Source organism: Humibacter ginsengisoli, assembly GCF_054780095.1.
This window is the reverse complement of record NZ_BAAGWZ010000011.1, coordinates 39,768-57,411: the sequence shown is the minus strand read 5'-3', so window position 1 is coordinate 57,411 and position 17,644 is coordinate 39,768. Positions and strand designations below refer to the sequence as shown.

The 17,644-nt window shown below is 67.7% G+C and carries 19 protein-coding genes; 14 read left to right on the top strand and 5 right to left on the bottom strand.

Annotated elements, in window-relative coordinates; translation table 11 throughout:
- Position 1 precedes the first annotated feature (1 nt).
- The gene (locus tag ACYVI5_RS14570; protein ID WP_460580838.1) at positions 2-670 is read right to left on the bottom strand and encodes a potassium channel family protein; all 669 of its coding nucleotides are present in this window, start codon (positions 668-670) and stop codon (positions 2-4) included.
- Positions 663-2,111 (bottom strand): TrkH family potassium uptake protein, encoded by a 1,449-nt coding sequence (locus ACYVI5_RS14565; RefSeq protein WP_460580837.1) that lies wholly within the window; start codon positions 2,109-2,111, stop codon positions 663-665. The genes ACYVI5_RS14570 and ACYVI5_RS14565 overlap by 8 nt, the downstream gene beginning before the upstream one ends.
- A gap of 183 nt (positions 2,112-2,294) precedes the next feature.
- On the opposite strand from ACYVI5_RS14565, the gene ACYVI5_RS14560 reads away from it, so the two are divergent.
- The 4 genes from ACYVI5_RS14560 (at position 2,295) to ACYVI5_RS14545 (ending at position 3,597) form a co-directional block, all read left to right on the top strand.
- Complete coding sequence (locus ACYVI5_RS14560) at positions 2,295-2,726, top strand: ArsR/SmtB family transcription factor (protein ID WP_460580836.1); 432 nt, start codon at positions 2,295-2,297, stop codon at positions 2,724-2,726.
- 100 nt (positions 2,727-2,826) lie between these two features.
- Positions 2,827-2,925: a 30S ribosomal protein bS22 gene (locus ACYVI5_RS14555; protein ID WP_003792170.1), complete on the top strand. Its 99-nt coding sequence runs from the start codon at positions 2,827-2,829 to the stop codon at positions 2,923-2,925.
- Positions 2,926-2,992: 67 nt separating this feature from the next.
- A complete protein-coding gene (locus tag ACYVI5_RS14550; protein ID WP_460580835.1) occupies positions 2,993-3,256 on the top strand; it encodes a glutaredoxin family protein in 264 nt (87 codons plus the stop codon).
- A 38-nt stretch (positions 3,257-3,294) separates the two neighbouring features.
- Entirely contained in the window at positions 3,295-3,597 is a 303-nt protein-coding gene (locus ACYVI5_RS14545; RefSeq protein ID WP_460580834.1) for a Dabb family protein, read from the top strand.
- Positions 3,598-3,612: 15 nt separating this feature from the next.
- On the opposite strand, the gene aspS is transcribed toward ACYVI5_RS14545, so the two are convergent.
- Positions 3,613-4,977, bottom strand: coding sequence for an aspartate--tRNA ligase (gene aspS, locus ACYVI5_RS14540; RefSeq protein WP_460580833.1), 1,365 nt, complete (start codon positions 4,975-4,977; stop codon positions 3,613-3,615).
- A 236-nt stretch (positions 4,978-5,213) separates the two neighbouring features.
- Here aspS and ACYVI5_RS14535 point away from each other — a divergent pair, with 236 nt between their 5' ends.
- The 6 genes from ACYVI5_RS14535 to ccsB all read left to right on the top strand — a co-directional run bounded on the left by ACYVI5_RS14535 (position 5,214) and on the right by ccsB (position 11,428).
- The gene (locus tag ACYVI5_RS14535) at positions 5,214-6,344 is read left to right on the top strand and encodes a hypothetical protein (protein WP_460580832.1); all 1,131 of its coding nucleotides are present in this window, start codon (positions 5,214-5,216) and stop codon (positions 6,342-6,344) included.
- 68 nt (positions 6,345-6,412) lie between these two features.
- Entirely contained in the window at positions 6,413-7,075 is a 663-nt protein-coding gene (locus ACYVI5_RS14530) for a histidine phosphatase family protein (RefSeq protein WP_460580831.1), read from the top strand.
- Positions 7,072-7,689 carry a TlpA family protein disulfide reductase gene (locus ACYVI5_RS14525; protein WP_460580830.1) on the top strand — a complete coding sequence of 206 codons (618 nt, stop codon included), beginning with the start codon at positions 7,072-7,074 and terminating at the stop codon, positions 7,687-7,689. The genes ACYVI5_RS14530 and ACYVI5_RS14525 overlap by 4 nt, the downstream gene beginning before the upstream one ends.
- On the top strand, positions 7,689-8,531 hold the full coding sequence (locus ACYVI5_RS14520) for a cytochrome c biogenesis CcdA family protein (RefSeq protein ID WP_460580829.1): 843 nt from the start codon (positions 7,689-7,691) through the stop codon (positions 8,529-8,531). Before ACYVI5_RS14525 ends, ACYVI5_RS14520 begins: the two co-directional genes overlap by 1 nt.
- Positions 8,515-10,296: a cytochrome c biogenesis protein ResB gene (gene resB / locus ACYVI5_RS14515; protein WP_460580828.1), complete on the top strand. Its 1,782-nt coding sequence runs from the start codon at positions 8,515-8,517 to the stop codon at positions 10,294-10,296. The genes ACYVI5_RS14520 and resB overlap by 17 nt, the downstream gene beginning before the upstream one ends.
- 52 nt (positions 10,297-10,348) lie before the next feature.
- Complete coding sequence (gene ccsB, locus ACYVI5_RS14510; RefSeq protein ID WP_460581283.1) at positions 10,349-11,428, top strand: c-type cytochrome biogenesis protein CcsB; 1,080 nt, start codon at positions 10,349-10,351, stop codon at positions 11,426-11,428.
- An 8-nt stretch (positions 11,429-11,436) separates the two neighbouring features.
- Here ccsB and ACYVI5_RS14505 read toward each other — a convergent pair whose 3' ends face one another.
- Together ACYVI5_RS14505 and ACYVI5_RS14500 are read right to left on the bottom strand one after the other, a co-directional pair.
- Positions 11,437-12,459, bottom strand: a complete 1,023-nt coding sequence (locus tag ACYVI5_RS14505; RefSeq protein ID WP_460580827.1) for an o-succinylbenzoate synthase — start codon at positions 12,457-12,459, stop codon at positions 11,437-11,439.
- Between the two features lie 41 nt (positions 12,460-12,500).
- On the bottom strand, positions 12,501-12,881 hold the full coding sequence (locus ACYVI5_RS14500) for a hypothetical protein (RefSeq protein ID WP_460580826.1): 381 nt from the start codon (positions 12,879-12,881) through the stop codon (positions 12,501-12,503).
- Between the two features lie 208 nt (positions 12,882-13,089).
- Between ACYVI5_RS14500 and ACYVI5_RS14495 the strand changes: the two genes are divergently transcribed.
- The 4 genes from ACYVI5_RS14495 to ACYVI5_RS14480 are packed head-to-tail and all read left to right on the top strand — an operon-like array spanning position 13,090 to position 17,510.
- Positions 13,090-14,331, top strand: coding sequence for a zinc-binding metallopeptidase family protein (locus tag ACYVI5_RS14495; RefSeq protein ID WP_460580825.1), 1,242 nt, complete (start codon positions 13,090-13,092; stop codon positions 14,329-14,331).
- Positions 14,332-14,340: 9 nt separating this feature from the next.
- Positions 14,341-15,273: a 1,4-dihydroxy-2-naphthoyl-CoA synthase gene (locus ACYVI5_RS14490; protein ID WP_460580824.1), complete on the top strand. Its 933-nt coding sequence runs from the start codon at positions 14,341-14,343 to the stop codon at positions 15,271-15,273.
- Between the two features lie 38 nt (positions 15,274-15,311).
- The gene (locus ACYVI5_RS14485; protein WP_460580823.1) at positions 15,312-16,520 is read left to right on the top strand and encodes an AMP-binding protein; all 1,209 of its coding nucleotides are present in this window, start codon (positions 15,312-15,314) and stop codon (positions 16,518-16,520) included.
- Positions 16,521-16,544: 24 nt separating this feature from the next.
- The gene (locus ACYVI5_RS14480) at positions 16,545-17,510 is read left to right on the top strand and encodes a prenyltransferase (protein ID WP_460580822.1); all 966 of its coding nucleotides are present in this window, start codon (positions 16,545-16,547) and stop codon (positions 17,508-17,510) included.
- Positions 17,511-17,644 lie beyond the last annotated feature (134 nt).

Genomic DNA, 17,644 nt, shown 5'->3' with positions numbered 1-17,644 from the left:
CTCATTCGAGGGCCGCGAAGCGCTCCACGTCGGAGCTCGCCCCCGACACGATGATGAGATCGTGGTCGGAGACGACGGTGTCCATGGTCGCGTAGGTGAACGGCTTGCCCGGCGTCTTCACGCCGACGACCGTGATGTCGTACTTGCGCCGCACCTGCGACTGCGCGAGCGTGATGCCGCGGATCACCTTCGGCGGGTACATCTTCACGAGCACGAAGTCGTCGTCGAACTCGATGAAGTCGAGCATCCGTCCGGCGAGCAGGTGAGCGATGCGCTCGCCCGCCTCCGCCTCCGGGTAGATGACGTGGTTCGCGCCGATGCGTTCCAGGATCGTGCCGTGTGACTTCGAGATCGCCTTCGCCCAAATCTGCGGAATGCCGAGGTCCACGAGGTTCGCGGTGATGAGAACGGACGCCTCCACCGACGACCCCGTCGCGACGACGGCGATCGAGAAGTCCTGCGCGCCGATCTGGCGCAGGGCGTCGATGGAGCGGGCATCCGCCTGCACGGTGTGCGTGATGCGCTCCGACCACTTCTGAACCAGGCCGAGGTCGGTGTCGACGGCGAGCACCTCGCGGTCGAGCCGGTCCAGCTGGCCGGCCGTCGCGGCGCCGAACCTGCCCAGGCCGATGACGAGCACGGGAGCGTCGTGTCTGATGCGGTCACCCAACGATGGGCCTCTCTTCCGGATGCTGGTAGTACTGCCCGCGCTGCGACTGCGCAAGAGCGGCGGCGAGCGTCACGGTGCCCACCCGCCCGAGGAACATGGTGAACGCGAGCACGTAGACGGCGCCCGTCGGGGCGTGCTGCGTGAGACCGGTGGAGAGCCCGCAGGTGGCGAAGGCGCTGATCACGTCGAACAGCGCGTGGTCGAGGGTGTCCTTCGTGATCGCCATCACCGTCACCGTGGCCACGGCCACGATCGTGGCGCCCCATAGCACGACGCTCACCGCCACGCGGAGCACGTCGGTCGGGATGCGCCGCCGGAACGCCTCCATGGAGTCCACGCCGCGTGCCTCGGCCAGTGCGGCCAGGAACAGCACGGCGAGGGTCGTCACCTTGATGCCGCCCGCGGTGGACGCCGACCCGCCGCCCACGAACATCAGCATGTCGGTCACGAGCAGCGTCGCGTGGTGCAGGTGGTCGACGTCGACCACAGAGAAGCCTCCGGAACGGGCCATCACCGACATGAACAGCGACTGGAAGGCGGCGTCGCCCGTTCCGCCAGGGCCGAGGGTCTGCGGGTTGCCGACTTCCAGCGCGAAGTAGAGGATCCAGCCCGCCACCATGAGCAGAGCGAACGTGACGAGCGTGAGCTTGACGTGAATCGTCCAGAACCGCCGTCTCACCCTGCGGCGCAGGTTCTGCGCGATCGCGAAGATCACCGGGAAGCCGATCGCGCCGGCGACCACCCCGACCATGAGTGCGGTGAGAAACACGTAGTCGTCCGCGAACGGCGTGAGCCCGGCCTCGTTCGGGGTGAAGCCGGTGTTCGTGAAGGCCATCGCGGAGTAGTAGAGCGAGTTCAGTGCGCTGTCGTAGAGCGAGAAGCCGTGGGCGAGCATCCGTGGAAACAGAACGACCGCCACCACGAACTCGATGATCACGGCGCTCAACGCCACCGTGCGCAACAGGTTGCCGACCTCGCCGAGCCGGACGGCCTGACCCTCTGCCACCGGGCCGGCGTGCGCCCGTAGCGGGTTGCTGTCGCTGGCGGCGATGAGCTTGGCCCGCAGACCGAGCTTGCGCGAGATCACCATGCCCAGGATCGAGGCGAGCGTGAGCACGCCGACGCCGCCGATCTGCACGCCGAAGTAGATGATCACGTTGCCGAACGCCGACCAGTGCGTTGCCATGTCGACGGTGGAGAGCCCGGTGACACAGATCACCGAGACCGCCGTGAAGAACGCGTCGGCCAGCGGAGTGCCCGAACTGCCCGCTGTGGAGATCGGCAGTGTGAACAGCACGGTGAACACGAGCACCAGCGAGGCGAAGACCACGAGCGCGAACCGCGATGGGCTGGAACCGGCGAACTCGTTGACGCGCAACTGAACGCGGCCCCACCAGGTTGTGGGCACGAGATGCCGGGATGCCTGTGCCGTAGCCCGCATCGGCCGCCCCTCCTGACCGGGTGCTCGAGCGTGGTCGCCCGACTGCTCCGGCACGGTCTGCTTGCGCGCTCGATGCTATCGCGCGCCTGAGCCATATCCCGGTTGCCCCTTCAGGCATGTACCCACGGAACGGATGCCGGTGCTGGCATGGTGTGGCAGGCATCGGGCCAGTAGCCTGGGTGGATGCCGGACATCTTTGACATCGTCGCGGATGCCACACGGCGCGACATCCTGCGCGTGCTGCTCGAGGCATCCGAGAACTCGGACAGTGGCGAGATCAGCGTCTCCCAGATCGTGGGCGGTCTGGAACTGAGCCAGCCGACGGTGTCGAAGCATCTGAAGGTGCTTCGCGAAGCCGGGCTCGTGACGGTGCGTGAGGAGGGTCAGCACCGCTACTACCGCATCGACGTGCAGCCTCTCGAGGAGATCGAGGACTGGCTGATGCCGTTCGTCAGCGGCGAGTTCGACATCGCCGACATCGACGTGGGCGCCGTGGTGGCCGGGCTGAAAGACGAGACCAAGGACTTCGCGGAGCAGATGGGCAAGGTGCTCGCCGACACCAGCCACCGCGTCTCGACGGTGGTCGATCGGGTGCGCCCGAAGCGCAAGCGCTGAGCCGAAGCGCCGTAATCTCGGCCTGCTCCCGCCGGATGGTAGACTTGGCGACCGTTGCCGTACGCCGCGCAGCATCCCGATGAACTTATGTGAGGTCTTTGTGGGTTCCGTTATCAAGAAGCGCCGCAAGCGCATGGCGAAGAAGAAGCACCGCAAGCTGCTTCGCAAGACTCGCCACCAGCGTCGCAACAAGAAGTAGCGCACTGCAGAAAGCGCCGGCCTGCCCGGCGCTTTTTTGCTGCGCGCCGGAGCTTAAGATCGCTATCGTGCCGAACATCCAGCTCACCCTCATCGGCAAGCCGGGCTGCCACCTGTGCGACGACGCACGGGAGGCGATCCGGGACGTGACGCAGGCGTTGCCGGATGCCTCGCACATCGTGCTCGAGGAGCGGAACATTCTCGAGGAGCCCGAGCTGTTCGACCGCTATGCCGACGAGATCCCCGTCGTGCTCATCGACGGCAGGCAGCACACGTACTGGCGGGTGGACAAGGAGCGGCTGACCGCCGCCCTGACCGAGCGACTCGCCTGACGCATACCGATACGAATAAGACAACAGAAAGGCGGACCATGCCGCTTCGGCACGTGGTGACGTGGAAGGTGGCCGGCGACTCCGATGAGGAGCGCGAGCGGGTGAAGGCGGAGTTCCGCGACCGGCTCGAATCGCTTCCGCCGCAGATCGACGTGATCAGGCGATTCGAGGTAGGCCTGAACAACGCGGGCGCCGCCGACAACTTCGACGTCGTGCTGGTTTCGGAGTTCGACGACGAGGATGCCCTGCAGCAGTACATCCATCACCCTGTGCACCAAGAGGTGGTCGCCTTCGTGCGGGCGAACACGGTCGGCCGCGCCGGGGCCGACGTCCTGTTCTAGCCGCCCTGGTGAGCGCTACGGCGTGAGCCGCGTTGGGCCACGGAACAGGTACGTGGTTTCGCGGATCGACTGCTCGCCGAGCAGCAGCATGAGCACGCGCGCGAGGCCCATGCCGAATCCGCCGTGCGGCGGGATGCCATAGCGGAAGAAGTCGAGGTAGGACTCGAGTCCTTCCAGGTCGAGTCCCTTCTGCACTGCCTGCGCCTCGAGCACGTCGATGCGGTGCTCGCGCTGGGCGCCGGTGGTGATCTCGACGCCGTTGTAGATGAGGTCGTAGCTCTTCGTGAGCCCTGTCGTCTCGTCGACCATGTGGTAGAACGGCCGGATGCTCAGCGGATAGTCGGTGAGGAACACGAAGTCGTGTCCGTACTTCTCCTTGACGTGCGCGGAGATCTGGCGCTCGCCTTCGGGGTCCATGTCGCCGTCGGCGCGCGGCACCGTGTAGCCGCGCTCCTTCACGATCTCCAGCGCCTCGGCGAGCGGGATGCGCGGGAACGGAACCGACGGCACCTCGACCTCGACGCCGAACGCCTCCCGGATCTCGTCGCCGTGCTTCTCCTTCACCGCGGTGAGGCCTGCGACGAGCAACTGCTCCTGCATCGCCATCACGTCGTCGTGCGAGTCGATCCAGCTCATCTCGGCGTCCACCGTCGTGAACTCCGTGGCGTGCCGTGACGTGAACGACGGGTCGGCACGGAAAACCGGAGTAATGGCGAACACCTTGCCGAACCCGGCGGCCTGCGCCATCTGCTTGAAGTGCTGCGGACTCTGCGCCAGGTACCCGGTGCCGAGGTCGAAGTACTCGAGCTGGAACAGCTCGGCACGCGACTCGGCGGGCGTGGCCATGAACGTCGGCGTGTGCACTTCGATGAAGCCGTTGTCGATCCACCAGGTGCGCCAGGCGTGCTCGAGCGTGGTCTGGATGCGGAAGATCAGGTTGTTCTTCGGCTGGCGCAGATCGATGAATCGCCAGTCGAGCCGCTTGTCCAGGCTGGAGTCCGATGCGATCGGCATCTCCGGATGCGCGTAGGTCTCCACCGTGAGCGTGTCGATCTTCACCTCGATGCCCCCGAGCTTCACGCGCTCGTCGTGCTTGAGCTGGCCGGTCACGGTCACGAACGAGCCGAGCGTGAGCGACGAGATCGTCTCGGCGACGTCATCCGTCACGCTCACCCCGACAGGAACGTCACCGGATGCCTCCACCACCTCGGCCGCAGGTGCCGGGGTTCGTGGGTGCACGAGCTGCACGTCACCCGACTCGTCACGGAGGATGACGAACTGCACCTTCTTCTGGTCGCGCACCGTCTCGACCCATCCGGAGACGGTCACGGCGCCGTCGTCACGGGCGGCCAGGTTCTTGACGAGTACGCGGGAAGTCACCCAGAGAGTCTATGGGCGATTGAGGCTCGGCCGGGCGAGCCCGCTCGCCCGGCCGACCCGATTGAGCCCGTGAGTGGCGGTGCCGCGATGTGGGCGATCGAGCGCGTGAGCCGCACCGCCGCGATATGCCAGCGATCCGAATGTCATCGTTGACATCTCGCTTCCCGGCCGCCAGAATCGACCGTGCCACGTTCACCGTCGACGGCGGTCCCGCGGCAAGTGAGGAGAAGCTCCACATGACCGACTTCAGCCGTAGGACCTTCGGATCTGCGCTCGTACTCGGCGCCGCCACCATCGCCGGCGTTGCTGCGGTTCCCGCCCCCGCCTCCGCAGCGTCCAGGAGGGGTGCGACGGCCGCGCCGACGCCGATCGCCAGCCCGGACGTGCGCCTGACGGAGGCGTTCCGCCGCTTCGGTGATTCGGGCGGAGGGTGGTCGAACCACCGGGGTTGGGCGGCCTCCGACGGGACTTACACCGCCGAACTACCGGGCCACCAGATCGTCTGGCTGATGAACGACACCTTCCTGGGGCCCGTCAATGCAGACGAGAGCATGACCGCCCCCGGATTCATCCACGGCTCGATCCTGCTCGGCGGGACGGATGGCTACCCCAGGGACACGATCACGGGCGGCACGCATGACGCACCGGTGTCGATAGCCGCCCCGCCCGACGCCGTGAACGGCGACCCGTGGTACTGGAACGCCGCCGGGATCTTCGACGCCGGTCGGCTTCACGTCTTCCAGGGTCGAATCGGGCAGACGGACGGCACGCCGCCGTGGAACTTCGGCTGGCTCGGATCCGACATCGTGACCTACGCGTCGGACTTCTCGGTAGAGAAGATCACCCGCACCTATGGACAGCCGGGCGGCGTCAACTGGGGCAACGAGCTCCTTCGTTCGGGCGGGTACATCTATATCTACGGCGAACTCGACAATGCGATGCACGTGGCGCGGGCCAGGGTCGGCCACCTGCTCGAACAGGGCTGGCAGTTCTACACGGGCTCCGGGTGGTCTGTGCACGAGAGCAACTCCGCCGCAATCGTCCAAGACCTCGGAGCCTCCTACAGCGTCTCGGCGGTCGACGGCCGCTTCGTGCTTTCGGCCACTGCGTCGGCCGTTTTCCTCGACCACCAGATCTATGTTGCGACTGCCCCCACCCCGGTGGGCCCGTTCTCGCCGCGGACGGCGGTCTACACCGCGCCGGAGTCGAATACGCCGGGCATCTACACCTACAACGTCGCGGCCCACCCGCAGATCAGCGGTCCTGGCGAGCTGGTCTTGTCGTACAACGTGAACGCGCAGAACGGCAACGACATCCTGGCCGACGCGAACAACAACCGCCCGCGCTTCATCACAGTGAGGTTCTGAGAGCACAACACGGCCGACGGTGGGAGCGCTCAGCGAATTCACCACCGCCGCGTCCGTACACTGGCAGGGTGGCGGCTTCCCAGGTGCATCTCGTGCGACACGGCGAGGTGCACAATCCCGAGGGCATCCTCTATGGCAGGATGTCCGGCTTCCACCTCTCCGAACTCGGTCGCGAGATGGCGCAGGCGGCCGCCGACGACCTCGTGGCCCGTGACCGTCCGATCGTCGCCGTGATCGCGTCCCCTCTGCAGCGCACGCAGGAGTCGGCCGCTCCGATCGCGCAGGCGTACGGGCTCACCACCGAGACGGATGCCCGCCTCATCGAGGGCACGAACCGGTTCGAAGGGACCGTGATGTCGCGCGCGCTGCGCAACCCGATCAACTGGCCGTGGATGGTCAACCCGCTCCGTCCCAGCTGGGGCGAGGCGTACCGCTCGATCGAGGAGCGGATGCTCGCGGCGATCCACGACGCGTTCGACAGTGCGGAGGCCGCCGCCCGTCGCGCCGACTCGGCCGGTTCCGACGTGGTGCTGGTCGGCCATCAACTTCCGATCTGGGTCGCACACCTCTCGGTGGCAGGCGAACGATTCCTGCACGATCCGCGTGAGCGCCGCTGCTCGCTCTCCAGCATCACCAGCTTCGAACGCCGCGACGGCCCGTTGGTCGAGGTCGGATACTCCGACCCAGCCTCAACCCTCGCCGTCGACTCCACCGATGTGGGGGCCGTGTGAGAGACGCCATCAAGAAGGGCGGGCGCCGTCGTGCGCTCGCCGCGGTGACCGCAGCGCTCGCCGTCGGCGCGCTGCTGGCCGGCTGCAGCAACGACGAACTGGCGAAGCAGTACACGTCGGGCGAAGACAAGAACTACATCGCCGGCAGCGGCGTCACCGAGCTGAAGCCCGCCGACCGCAACGACCCGATCAACTTCTCGGGCACCACCGAAGACGGCACGACGTTCTCCTCGAAGTCCGCCCGCGGCGACGTGCTCGTCGTGAACTTCTGGTACGCAGGATGCCCGCCCTGCCGCGCCGAGGCATCCGACCTCACGAAGATCGCCGAGAAGTATCAGCCGAAGGGCGTGAAGTTCATCGGGGTGAACACGCGTGACGGTGCGGCGACCGCGAAGGCCTTCGACTCGGAGTTCAAGGTGGACTACCCCTCGATCCTCGACGCGGACGGCGGAGCGGTGCAGCTCGCGTTCAGCGGATCGATGCGCCCCAACGCCACTCCCACCACGTTCGTGATCGACAAGCAGGGCCGCATCGCCTCGCGCATCGCCGGCGACATCGCGGCACAGCCGTCCACGCTCACCACCCTGATCGACTCCGCGCTTCAGGGCCAGTGATGGGCGGCGTCGAGAACTTCGTACTGTCGGCACCGCTGTTGCTGACCGTTCCCGTGGCGCTCCTGGCCGGATTGATCTCGTTCGCGTCGCCGTGCATCCTGCCGCTCGTTCCCGGATACCTCGCCTACATCGGCGGGTTCACGGGGCAGACCACTGCGGCGGCGGCCGTTGCAGGCGCCATGAGCGGCGCACCGGCCGGCGGATCGGCCGCCACTTCGCCAGCCGGTACCGCTCCGGCGGGCACCCGCACAGCGGAGCGCCCGGCCCAGCGCCGTCTCGTGCTGGGTGTCGCGCTCTTCGTGCTCGGGTTCGCGGCCGTCTTCGTGCTGACCGGGTTCGTCTTCGGGGCACTGGGCTTCTGGATGATCCAGTGGCGCGACCTCATCACCCGCATCGCCGGCCTGATCCTGATCGTGCTCGGCCTCGTGTTCGTCGGCCAGTTCACGTTCCTTCAGCGCACGTTCAAGCCGCAGTGGCGCCCTCTCACGGGGCTCGCCGGCGCCCCGCTGCTCGGCGTCATCTTCGCGATCGGATGGAGCCCGTGCACCGGTCCGACGCTGGCGGCGATCACGACGATGAGCTACTCCAGCGGGTCCGCGTGGCAGGGAGCCGTGCTCGCACTGTTCTATGCGCTCGGCCTCGGCGTGCCGTTCGTGCTGATCGCACTCGGCCTGGGCTGGGCATCCGGCGCCGTCTCCTTCCTGCGCAGGCGCATCCGCGTGATCAACATCGTGGGCGGTGCGGTGCTCATCGCCATCGGCATCCTCATGGTCTCCGGCGTCTGGAACCAGTGGATCATCGCGCTGACGGGGGTGATCCCGAGCTTTGGAACAGCACTCTGACGGTTCAGCGAACGGCGGAACAGAGACTCTGGATGCCCCGGTAGGCGCACCCGAGACAGCCGGCGACAGCGACCAGACCGTCGCCGACCAGCGGCAGGCCCGTCGCGACAGCCGCCCAGACGGACACGTCGACACCGACGATGCGGATGCCAGCGCTCTGAACCAGCCCAAGCTCGGCTTCGTCGGCTGGCTGCGCTGGACCTGGCGTCAGCTCACCAGCATGCGAACGGCGCTGTTCCTCCTGTTGCTGCTTGCCGTGGCGGCCGTGCCCGGATCGCTCGTGCCGCAGCACTCGTCCGACCCGAACGGCGTCGTGCAGTGGCAGCAGAACCACCCGACGCTCTACCCGATCCTCGACAAGCTGCAGGTGTTCGACACGTACACCTCGGTGTGGTTCTCGGCCATCTACCTGCTGCTGTTCGTCTCCCTGGTCGGCTGCGTCGTTCCGCGCATCAAGCATCACGTTGAAGCGCTCAGGGCCAAGCCGCCTCGCACCCCCGTACGCCTGCAGCGCATGGCCGGGTTCCGGGTGCGGGTACTGAAGGGGACCGCCTCCGACGGCACGGCCGCGGATGCCGCGACCGCACGGCAGGCGGCGGTGACGTCCGCGCAGAAGCTGCTCAAGGCATCCGGCTACCGCACGGTCGTGCTGGAGACGGCTAGGGATGCGTCGGTGTCGGCCGAGCGCGGATACCTGCGCGAGACCGGGAACATCGTCTTCCACGCGGCGCTGGTGGGCATCCTCCTCGCGGTCGGTGTGGGCGGCGGTTTCGGCTACACCGGGCAGCGCGTTGTCGTCGATGGCCAGAGCTTCGTGAACACGCTCGTCAACTACGACTCGTTCAACCCCGGCCGCTTCCTGAACACGGGAACGATGGCGCCGTACTCGCTCAAAGTCACCGGGCTCGACGTGAAGTACGACACCACGAACAAGAACGCACTGGGCGCACCGCTGGACTACACCGCCCACGTCGAGGCGACCGAGAACGGCAAGACCACCAAGCGCACCATCAAGGTGAACGAGCCGCTGGGCATCGGCGGAACGGATGTCTACCTGCTCGGCAACGGCTACGCTCCCGAGATCACCGTGCGCGACCCGAGCGGCAAGGCCGTGTTCCACGACGTCGTCCCGTTCCCTGAGCAATCGGCGAACATGACGTCGCAGGGCGTCGTCAAGGTGCCCGACGGCCTGAAGCAGCAGCTCGGCATGATCGGACTGTTCTATCCGACGGCCGAGAAGCTGCCGAGCGGTGCATACACGTCGAGCTTCCCGGATGTGCGCAAACCCATGCTCGACCTGTCCGTGTACCAGGGGAACCTCGGACTCGACAAGGGCGTCCCGGTGTCGGTGTACGCCCTCGACATCGACAAGCTGAAGGAGATCGCGGGCCCGGGGGCGGCGACCAAGGGTCTCCAGCTCACGCCGGGCCAGACCGTGTCGCTGCCGAACGGACTCGGCACGCTGACGTTCGACGGCGTCAAGCGGTTCGTCAGTCTCGACATCCATCACGACCCGACCGAGGGCTGGGTGCTGCTGTTCGCCGCTCTCGTGCTCGGCGGGCTCCTCACCTCGCTCTTCGTGCCGCGCCGCAGGCTCTGGATGAAGGCCATCACGCTCGAGGACGGCTCGCTCCGGCTCGAGTACGCGGGCCTGGCCAGGGGTGAGGACCCCCGGCTCGACGACGCCGTCGCCTCTCTCGCCGATCGTCACGTCGCCCAGTTGACCGGCCGTTCCACTGTCCGGGCGAGCCGCCAACAGACGTAGGATTCATCACATCGTGCTCGATACGTTCTCACAGATCTTCATCCATGTGGCCATGGGCCTCTATGTCGTCGCGTTCATCGCGTTCGCGCTCGACCTGGCGAGACGGAGCGCGCGTGCCACCATTCCCGGCGCAGTTCGCAGCGCGGCTTCCCGTCGCGCCGCCCCAGCAGAAGACCTCGTGTTCGTCGAGGCCGGGGGAGCGCAGAGCGACGTTGCGTCGGGTTCAGGCGTGGCCGCCGCCGGGCAGGCGACGGCCGTTGCGACCGCCGTCGCGCCCGTTGCGACGAGCACTGGAGGCGGTGGGGGCGGCACGGGACCGGTCGCGCGGCTGACCTCACGACTCGAGGACGGCACCCATCACGGGCGAGTGAAGTCGACGAGCCTTCGCGTGGCGATGGTCGTCACCATCATCGCCTGGGCGCTTCACCTGTGCGCCGACGTGCTGCGGGGTCTCGCCGCCGGGCGCGTGCCGTGGGCGAACATGTGGGAGTTCTCGATGACGGCGACGCTGATCATCGTGGGCATCTTCCTCGTCGTGAACCTCTGGTCGGACCTGCGCTATCTCGGCACGTTCGTGCTGGGCTTCGTCTGCCTCGTGCTCATGCTCGCCACGACCGTGTACTACGTGCCCGTCGTACCGCTTCCGCCGGCCCTTCAGTCGTACTGGCTGGTCATCCACATCCTGGTCGCGATGCTCGGCACGTCGTTCTTCGCGCTCAGCTTCGGTCTCTCAGTGGCGCAGCTGTTGCAGGTGCGACGCGAGCACCGGGTGCAGCAGGAGATGCCGACGAACCTGCGCTTCCTGGGCACGCTACCCGGCTCGGGGACGCTGGAGAACCTGGCCTACCGCGTGACGATCGTCGGCTTCATCTGCTGGACGTTCACCTTGATCGCCGGTGCGATCTGGGCCGAGAAGGCCTGGGGAGCGTACTGGACCTGGGACACCAAAGAGGTCTGGACGTTCATCGTCTGGGTCATCTACGCCGGCTACATTCACGCGAGGGCGACGCGCGGCTGGCGCGGTACGCGGTCGTCGTGGCTGGCGATCATCGGCTTCAGCGCCGTGATGTTCAACTTCGGCGTGGTGAACGTGTTCTTCCACGGCCTGCACTCGTACAGCGGCCTGTCTTAAGGACCGCTCTACGACGCTCTCGCCTTCAGTCGGGAGTAGCAGCGCTCGACGCGGGTGAACCACCAGTCGCGCCTGTCGGCATCCGCAGAATGCTCCTCGAGCAGCGCCTCATCAGCTGCCACCCGGCGCACCGGGATCGCGCCGGCGACCGGTGCGAGCGGCTCGGGCGTGACATCCGCTTTCAGAAGCGCCGCCGTGCCGAGGCCGCAGTCGTAATCCAGGTGCGGAACGGATGCCGCAAGCATCGCTCCCATGGCGAGCCCCACCGAGGTGTCGATCGCGCTCGACACCACGACGGGAAGCCCGGCGAGGCGGATGATCTCCTGCGCCGCCCGGATGCCGCCGAGCGGCTGCGCCTTCACGATCAGCACATCCGCCGCTCCTGCCCGCGCCACGGCGACCGGGTCGGATGCCTTGCGCACGCTCTCGTCCGCTGCGATCGGGATGCCCATGTACTTGACGCGACGCCGCACCTCGGCGAGTTCCTCGACGCTCGCACACGGCTGCTCGACGTACTCGAGGTCGTACGGCGCGAACGCGTGGATGGCGTGCTCGGCCTCGTCCACGTTCCACAGGCCGTTCGCGTCGACCCGGATGCGGCCTTCCGCACCCAGCGACTCACGAACTGCCGCGACGCGTGCGACGTCGTCCGCGAGCCGTTGCCCGGGCTCGGCGACCTTCACCTTGGCGGTGCGACACCCCGGAAATCGGGCGAGCACGGATGCCACGTCATCCGCGGCCACGGCGGGCACGGTGGCGTTGACGCGCACCGAGTCGCGCACCGGTTCTGCGTCTTCGCCCCAGCCGAAGTCGATCGCAGCGGCCAGCCACGCGGACGCCTCCTCGTCGCCGTACTCCACGAACGGCGAGAACTCGGTCCAGCCGCGTGGTCCCCGCGTGAGAAGCGCCTCGCGCACGGTGATGCCGCGGAACCGCGTGACCATCGGAAGCGCGACGACCCGGGCATCCGCCAGCACGTCGTCCAGCGGCGGAAGATCGGCGGCGGGCAACAGCGAGTGATGGTCTGCCATGCTCACCAGTGTGTCAGCGCGCAGGCAAGCACGTCAGTGCGTCAGCGGGGTGAGATGAGGTGCGGTCGCGGGCCCTCGAGCCGCGCCACCGCGATTTTGACCTCCGTGATCTCGCGGCCCATCGCTTCGATCTTGTCTCCGAGATCGGTTCTGACACCGTCGATCTTGTCTCCGAGCCGATGGTCCACTTCGTCGATCTTGTCGGCGAGGAGCCGGCCTTGTTCGTCGATCTTGTCGTTGAGAAGCCGGCCTTGCTGATCGATCCTGTCGTTGAGAAGCCGGCCTTGCTGATCGATCCTGTCGTCGAGTCGCTGGGACATCGCGTCCATTCGCCTGATCATCCAGCCGAATCCGCCCGCGAGCGCGACCAAGAGGCCGGCGAAGCTGATCACCGTCGCCAAGGCATCGATCGACACGAACATGCCTCCATTCTCTGCGTGATTTCCCTGATCTGCCAGCGACGGTATCGCCTGTCCTGGAGCTGGGCATCGCCGAACGGAATCGGTGTGGACAAGAGCCGAGGCACAACAGCTGGGGAGGGATGCCTCTTCGTCGGCACCGGTTTCCCGGTGCAGACTTGCTCCGTGCGGCATCGCCGCGACGTCGGCGCCGAAGACGAGAGGACTTTCGATGGCGATAGATCTCGAAGAGACGTACAAGGACCTCCACAGGCATCCTGAGTTGTCGTACCAGGAGCACCGGACGGCGAAGATCGCTGCCGACGGACTTCGCGGTCTCGGCATCGAGGTCATCGAGGGCGTCGGCCGTACCGGGGTCGTCGGCGTACTGCAGAACGGCGATGGACCCGTGGTGCTGCTGCGTGCAGACATGGATGCACTCCCGGTCGCCGAGGAGACCGGGCTGGACTATGCGAGCACCGAGCGTGGCGTCGACCCCGACGGCAACGACGTCGCCGCGATGCACGCGTGCGGCCACGACGTGCACGTCACGTGCCTGCTCGGTGCTGCCGAAGTGCTCGCCGGCTCGCGGACGGAGTGGCACGGCACGGTCATCTTCCTCTTCCAGCCCGCCGAGGAGCAAGGATCCGGCGCGCTCGAGATGATCGGGGACGGTCTGTACGACCGTGTGCCGAGGCCCGGCATCGTGCTCGGCCAGCACGTCGCGCCCGCACCTGCCGGGATGGTCGGGGCGCACGCCGGTCCGGCATTCGCCGCGACCGACGGCCTGTTCGTCACCCTGCACGGCGAGGGCGGCCACGGCTCGCGGCCCGAGGCGACCGTCGACCCGGTCGTGATGGCGGCGGCCACGGTGATGCGGCTCCAGACCATCGTCTCCCGGGAGATCGCAGGCGGAGAGACCGCGGTCGTCACGGTCGGCACGATGCACGCCGGCACGAAGTCGAACATCATCCCGCCCGATGCGACGCTCGGCATCAACATCCGCACGTACGACACCGCGGTGCGCGACCGGGTGGTCGCAGCGGTGACACGCATCGCGGAGGCGGAGGCTGCGGCATCGGGTGCCAAGCGCAAACCCGATGTCGCCGTCACCGAATCCTTCCCTGTGCTGCACAACGACGAGGAGGCGACTGCACGCACCATGGCTGCGTTCCGCGACGTACTCGGAGCCGAGCGCGTGCTGGACCCTGGGGCAGTGACGGGGAGCGAGGATGTCGGCGCGCTCGCGACTGCCGCCGACGCGCCGATCGTGTACTGGCTGCTCGGCGGCCTGGACCCCCGGCTCTTCGCGACGGCGCCGGCGAACGGGACGACGGATGCCGACGTGCCCTCGAATCATTCACCGCACTTCGCCCCGCTCATCCACCCGACGCTCGAGACAGGCGTTCAGGCGCTCGTCGTCGCGGCCAAGGAGTGGCTGGGCAAGGGGTCAGCAGAACCCGCGCGTCCCTAGGCTGGAGGAATGAGCCAAGAGATCTCGGAGTTGTTCGACGCGGGGGAGTGGGTGCAGGCATCCGTCGGCGAGCACTTCACCGATATCACTTACCACCTCTCGAACGACGGGCGAATCGCGCGCATCGCCTTCGACCGGCCTGAAGTGCGCAATGCGTTTCGTCCGCATACCGTGGACGAGCTCTACACGGCTCTGGACGACGCACGGCAGAACCCCCGGGTGGGCGTGGTGCTGCTGACCGGCAACGGCCCGAGCCCGAAAGACGGCGGCTGGGCGTTCTGCTCGGGTGGCGACCAGCGCATCCGCGGCCGCGACGGGTACAAGTACAGCGATTCCGAGACGGCGGTCGTCGACGGAGCGGCGGGGAACGCGGGAAGTCACGGGGCAGTGGGACGCCTGCACATCCTCGAGGTGCAGCGGCTCATCCGGTTCATGCCCAAGGTGGTCATCGCCGTCGTGCCCGGCTGGGCGGCGGGCGGCGGGCATTCCCTGCACGCGGTGTGCGACCTCACGATCGCAAGCGCCGAGCACGGACGGTTCAAGCAGACGGATGCCGACGTCGGCTCCTTCGACGCCGGCTACGGCAGCGCCTACTACGCCAGGCAGATCGGGCAGAAGCTCGCGCGTGAGGTGTTCTTCCTCGCCCAGGAGTATTCGGCGCAGCGTGCGTATGAGATGGGAGCCGTCAACGCTGTCGTGCCGCATGCGGAGCTCGAGAGCACGGCCGTCGAGTGGGCGCGGGTCGTTCTCGGCAAGTCGCCGACGAGCATCCGCATGCTCAAGTTCGCGTTCAACGCCGTCGACGACGGACTCGTCGGGCAGCAGGTCTTCGCCGGCGAGGCGACGCGGCTCGCCTACGGCACGGACGAGGCGGTTGAGGGGCGCGACGCCTTCCTGCAGAAGCGCGATCCCGACTGGTCGCCGTTCCCCTGGCAGTTCTGAGGCTCCGTGCCGGCAGTTCACGCGGGTAGCGTGGAGGCGTGAGTCGCCCGCTGATCGTCATCGATGCCGGCGACCCGCAGGCTGTGCACCTCGCCTTGCGCGACGCTCTGACCGGAGATGGTCCGGCCGTGCTTCCGCGGCAGCACGCGAGCGGGACCGGTGCGGATGCCGGCGTCGCTGCCCCGGGTCGCGTCCCCCGCAACGTCGCTCTCGTCGTCGAGACATCCGGGTCGACCGGTGCGCCGAAGCGTGTGGCGCTCAGTGCGGATGCCTTGCTGGCCAGCGCCGCCGCATCCGCGGGTGCGATCGGAGGTCAGGAGCCGGGCCTCGCGCGCTGGGTGCTGGCACTGCCCGCGCACTACATCGCCGGCGTCAACGTGCTGGTGCGCTCGATCGCGGCAGGAACAGAGCCGGTCATCCTTCCCCCCGGCCACTTCGACCCGGTCGCCTTCTGCGCCGCGGCCGGCCGGCTGGACTCCGACCAACGCTTCTCATCGCTCGTTCCGGTGCAGCTGGCCCGGCTGCTGGACGCAGCGACAGATGCCGCCTCTCGTGGCGACCACGCCATGCTCACCACGCTGCGCCGCTTCGACGCGCTCCTCATCGGCGGGCAGGCGCTGCAGCCGGAGCTGCGGCGCCGCGCCCTGGACGCCGGGCTGCACATCGTGCGCACGTACGGCTCGAGCGAGACCGGCGGCGGATGCGTGTACGACGGCGTCCCGATCGGCACCGTGCGCGCCCGCGCGGTGGATGGTCGCGTCGAGCTGAGCGGACCCGTACTCGCCGAGGGCTACCTGGACGACACGGGCGCGATCGATCGGGAGCGTACGGATACCGCGTTCCACGCCGCGGACGGCATCCGCTGGTATCGCACAGGCGACCTCGGAGCTGTCGACGCAGATGGAAGGCTCACTGTGACGGGCCGGGCGGACAATGTGATCATCTCCGGCGGCGAGAAGGTCTCGCTGGATGCCGTCGAGCGCGTCGTGCGCCGCCGGCCCGGATTCGAGGAGGCCGTGGTGGTCGCCGCGGCAAGTGCCGAGTGGGGTCAGGTGCCCGCGGTCGCCGTGGCGGGGCATCCGCAGGCCGCACTCGTGGAGTTGCGCGCGCTCGTGCAGTCCGAGCTCGGGCACGCGGCCGCGCCGGCGCACCTCGTGCTGCTCGAACGCATGCCGCTGCTCGCCTCGGGCAAGCCCGACCGCCTCGGGATCGCCGAGCTCGTCGCCTCCCGCATCGAAGGTGCATAGGCCTTCCCATTAAGATTCCCCGTTGTGAGTAGCAGTGCGCGGAACAAGCCGAAATCGAAGCGCAAGGGCGGGCATCCGGCCGGCAAGCGGGGTGCGGTAGCACCGGCGACGTTCCGCGACTGGGTCGGCGGGGCACGGCTCCGCACGCTGCCGCTGGCGATCGCACCCGTACTCGTCGGCACCGGAGCCGCCGTGGATGCCAGCAATCCCGGTGTCTTCCACTGGGTTCGCGCCCTGCTCTGCCTCGCCGTCGCGCTCTGCCTGCAGATCGGCGTGAACTACGCCAACGACTACTCCGACGGCGTTCGCGGAACGGATGCCTACCGAGTCGGCCCGAGCCGCCTCACGGGGTCAGGAAAGGCGAGTCCGCGCGCCGTGCTCGTCGTCGCGCTGGTGTTCTTCGGACTGGCCGCGGTCGCGGGGCTGCTGCTCGTGATCGCCTCGCACCAGTGGTGGTTGCTCATCGTCGGTGCTGCCGCGATCGTGGCGGCCTGGTTCTATACCGGTGGCAAGCATCCGTACGGCTACTACGGCCTCGGCGAGGTGTTCGTCTTCGTGTTCTTCGGGCTCGTCGCGACCGCGGGCACGATGTTCGTGCAGGTGCTGAACGTGTCGCAGGTGGCGTGGCTGGGCGCCGTAGCCGTCGGCTTACTCGCCTGCGCCGTGCTCGTGGTGAACAATCTGCGCGACATCGACGTCGACAGGCAGGCAGGCAAGCGGACCCTGTCGGTGCTGATCGGCCGGGTGTGGTCGCGCGTGCTCTACGCGGTCTTCGTGCTGGTGCCGTTCGGCATCCTGGCGATGATCAGCATCTTGTACACGCTCGGATGGCTGGGCTTCTTCACGCTGATCGCCGCACTGCCCGCAGTGATCATCACACTCTTAGGTCGCACTCCGCGGGAACTCATCACCGCGCTTCAACTCACGTCGATCAGCGCACTCGTCTACGCGGCGTTCCTCGCGGCGGCGCTCGCCTGGTCACCTCTGTGAGTCTTGTGCGCCGCGCAAGCGGCGGCGCACCGCGGTTGGCGGATTGCGTGGTTGCGTCCGGCGGCGGCACAGCCCCCGCCTCGTAGAGCGTGTCGCGTCGGCGACGGTGCGGGTTGTCTCAAGCGAGTCGTCAA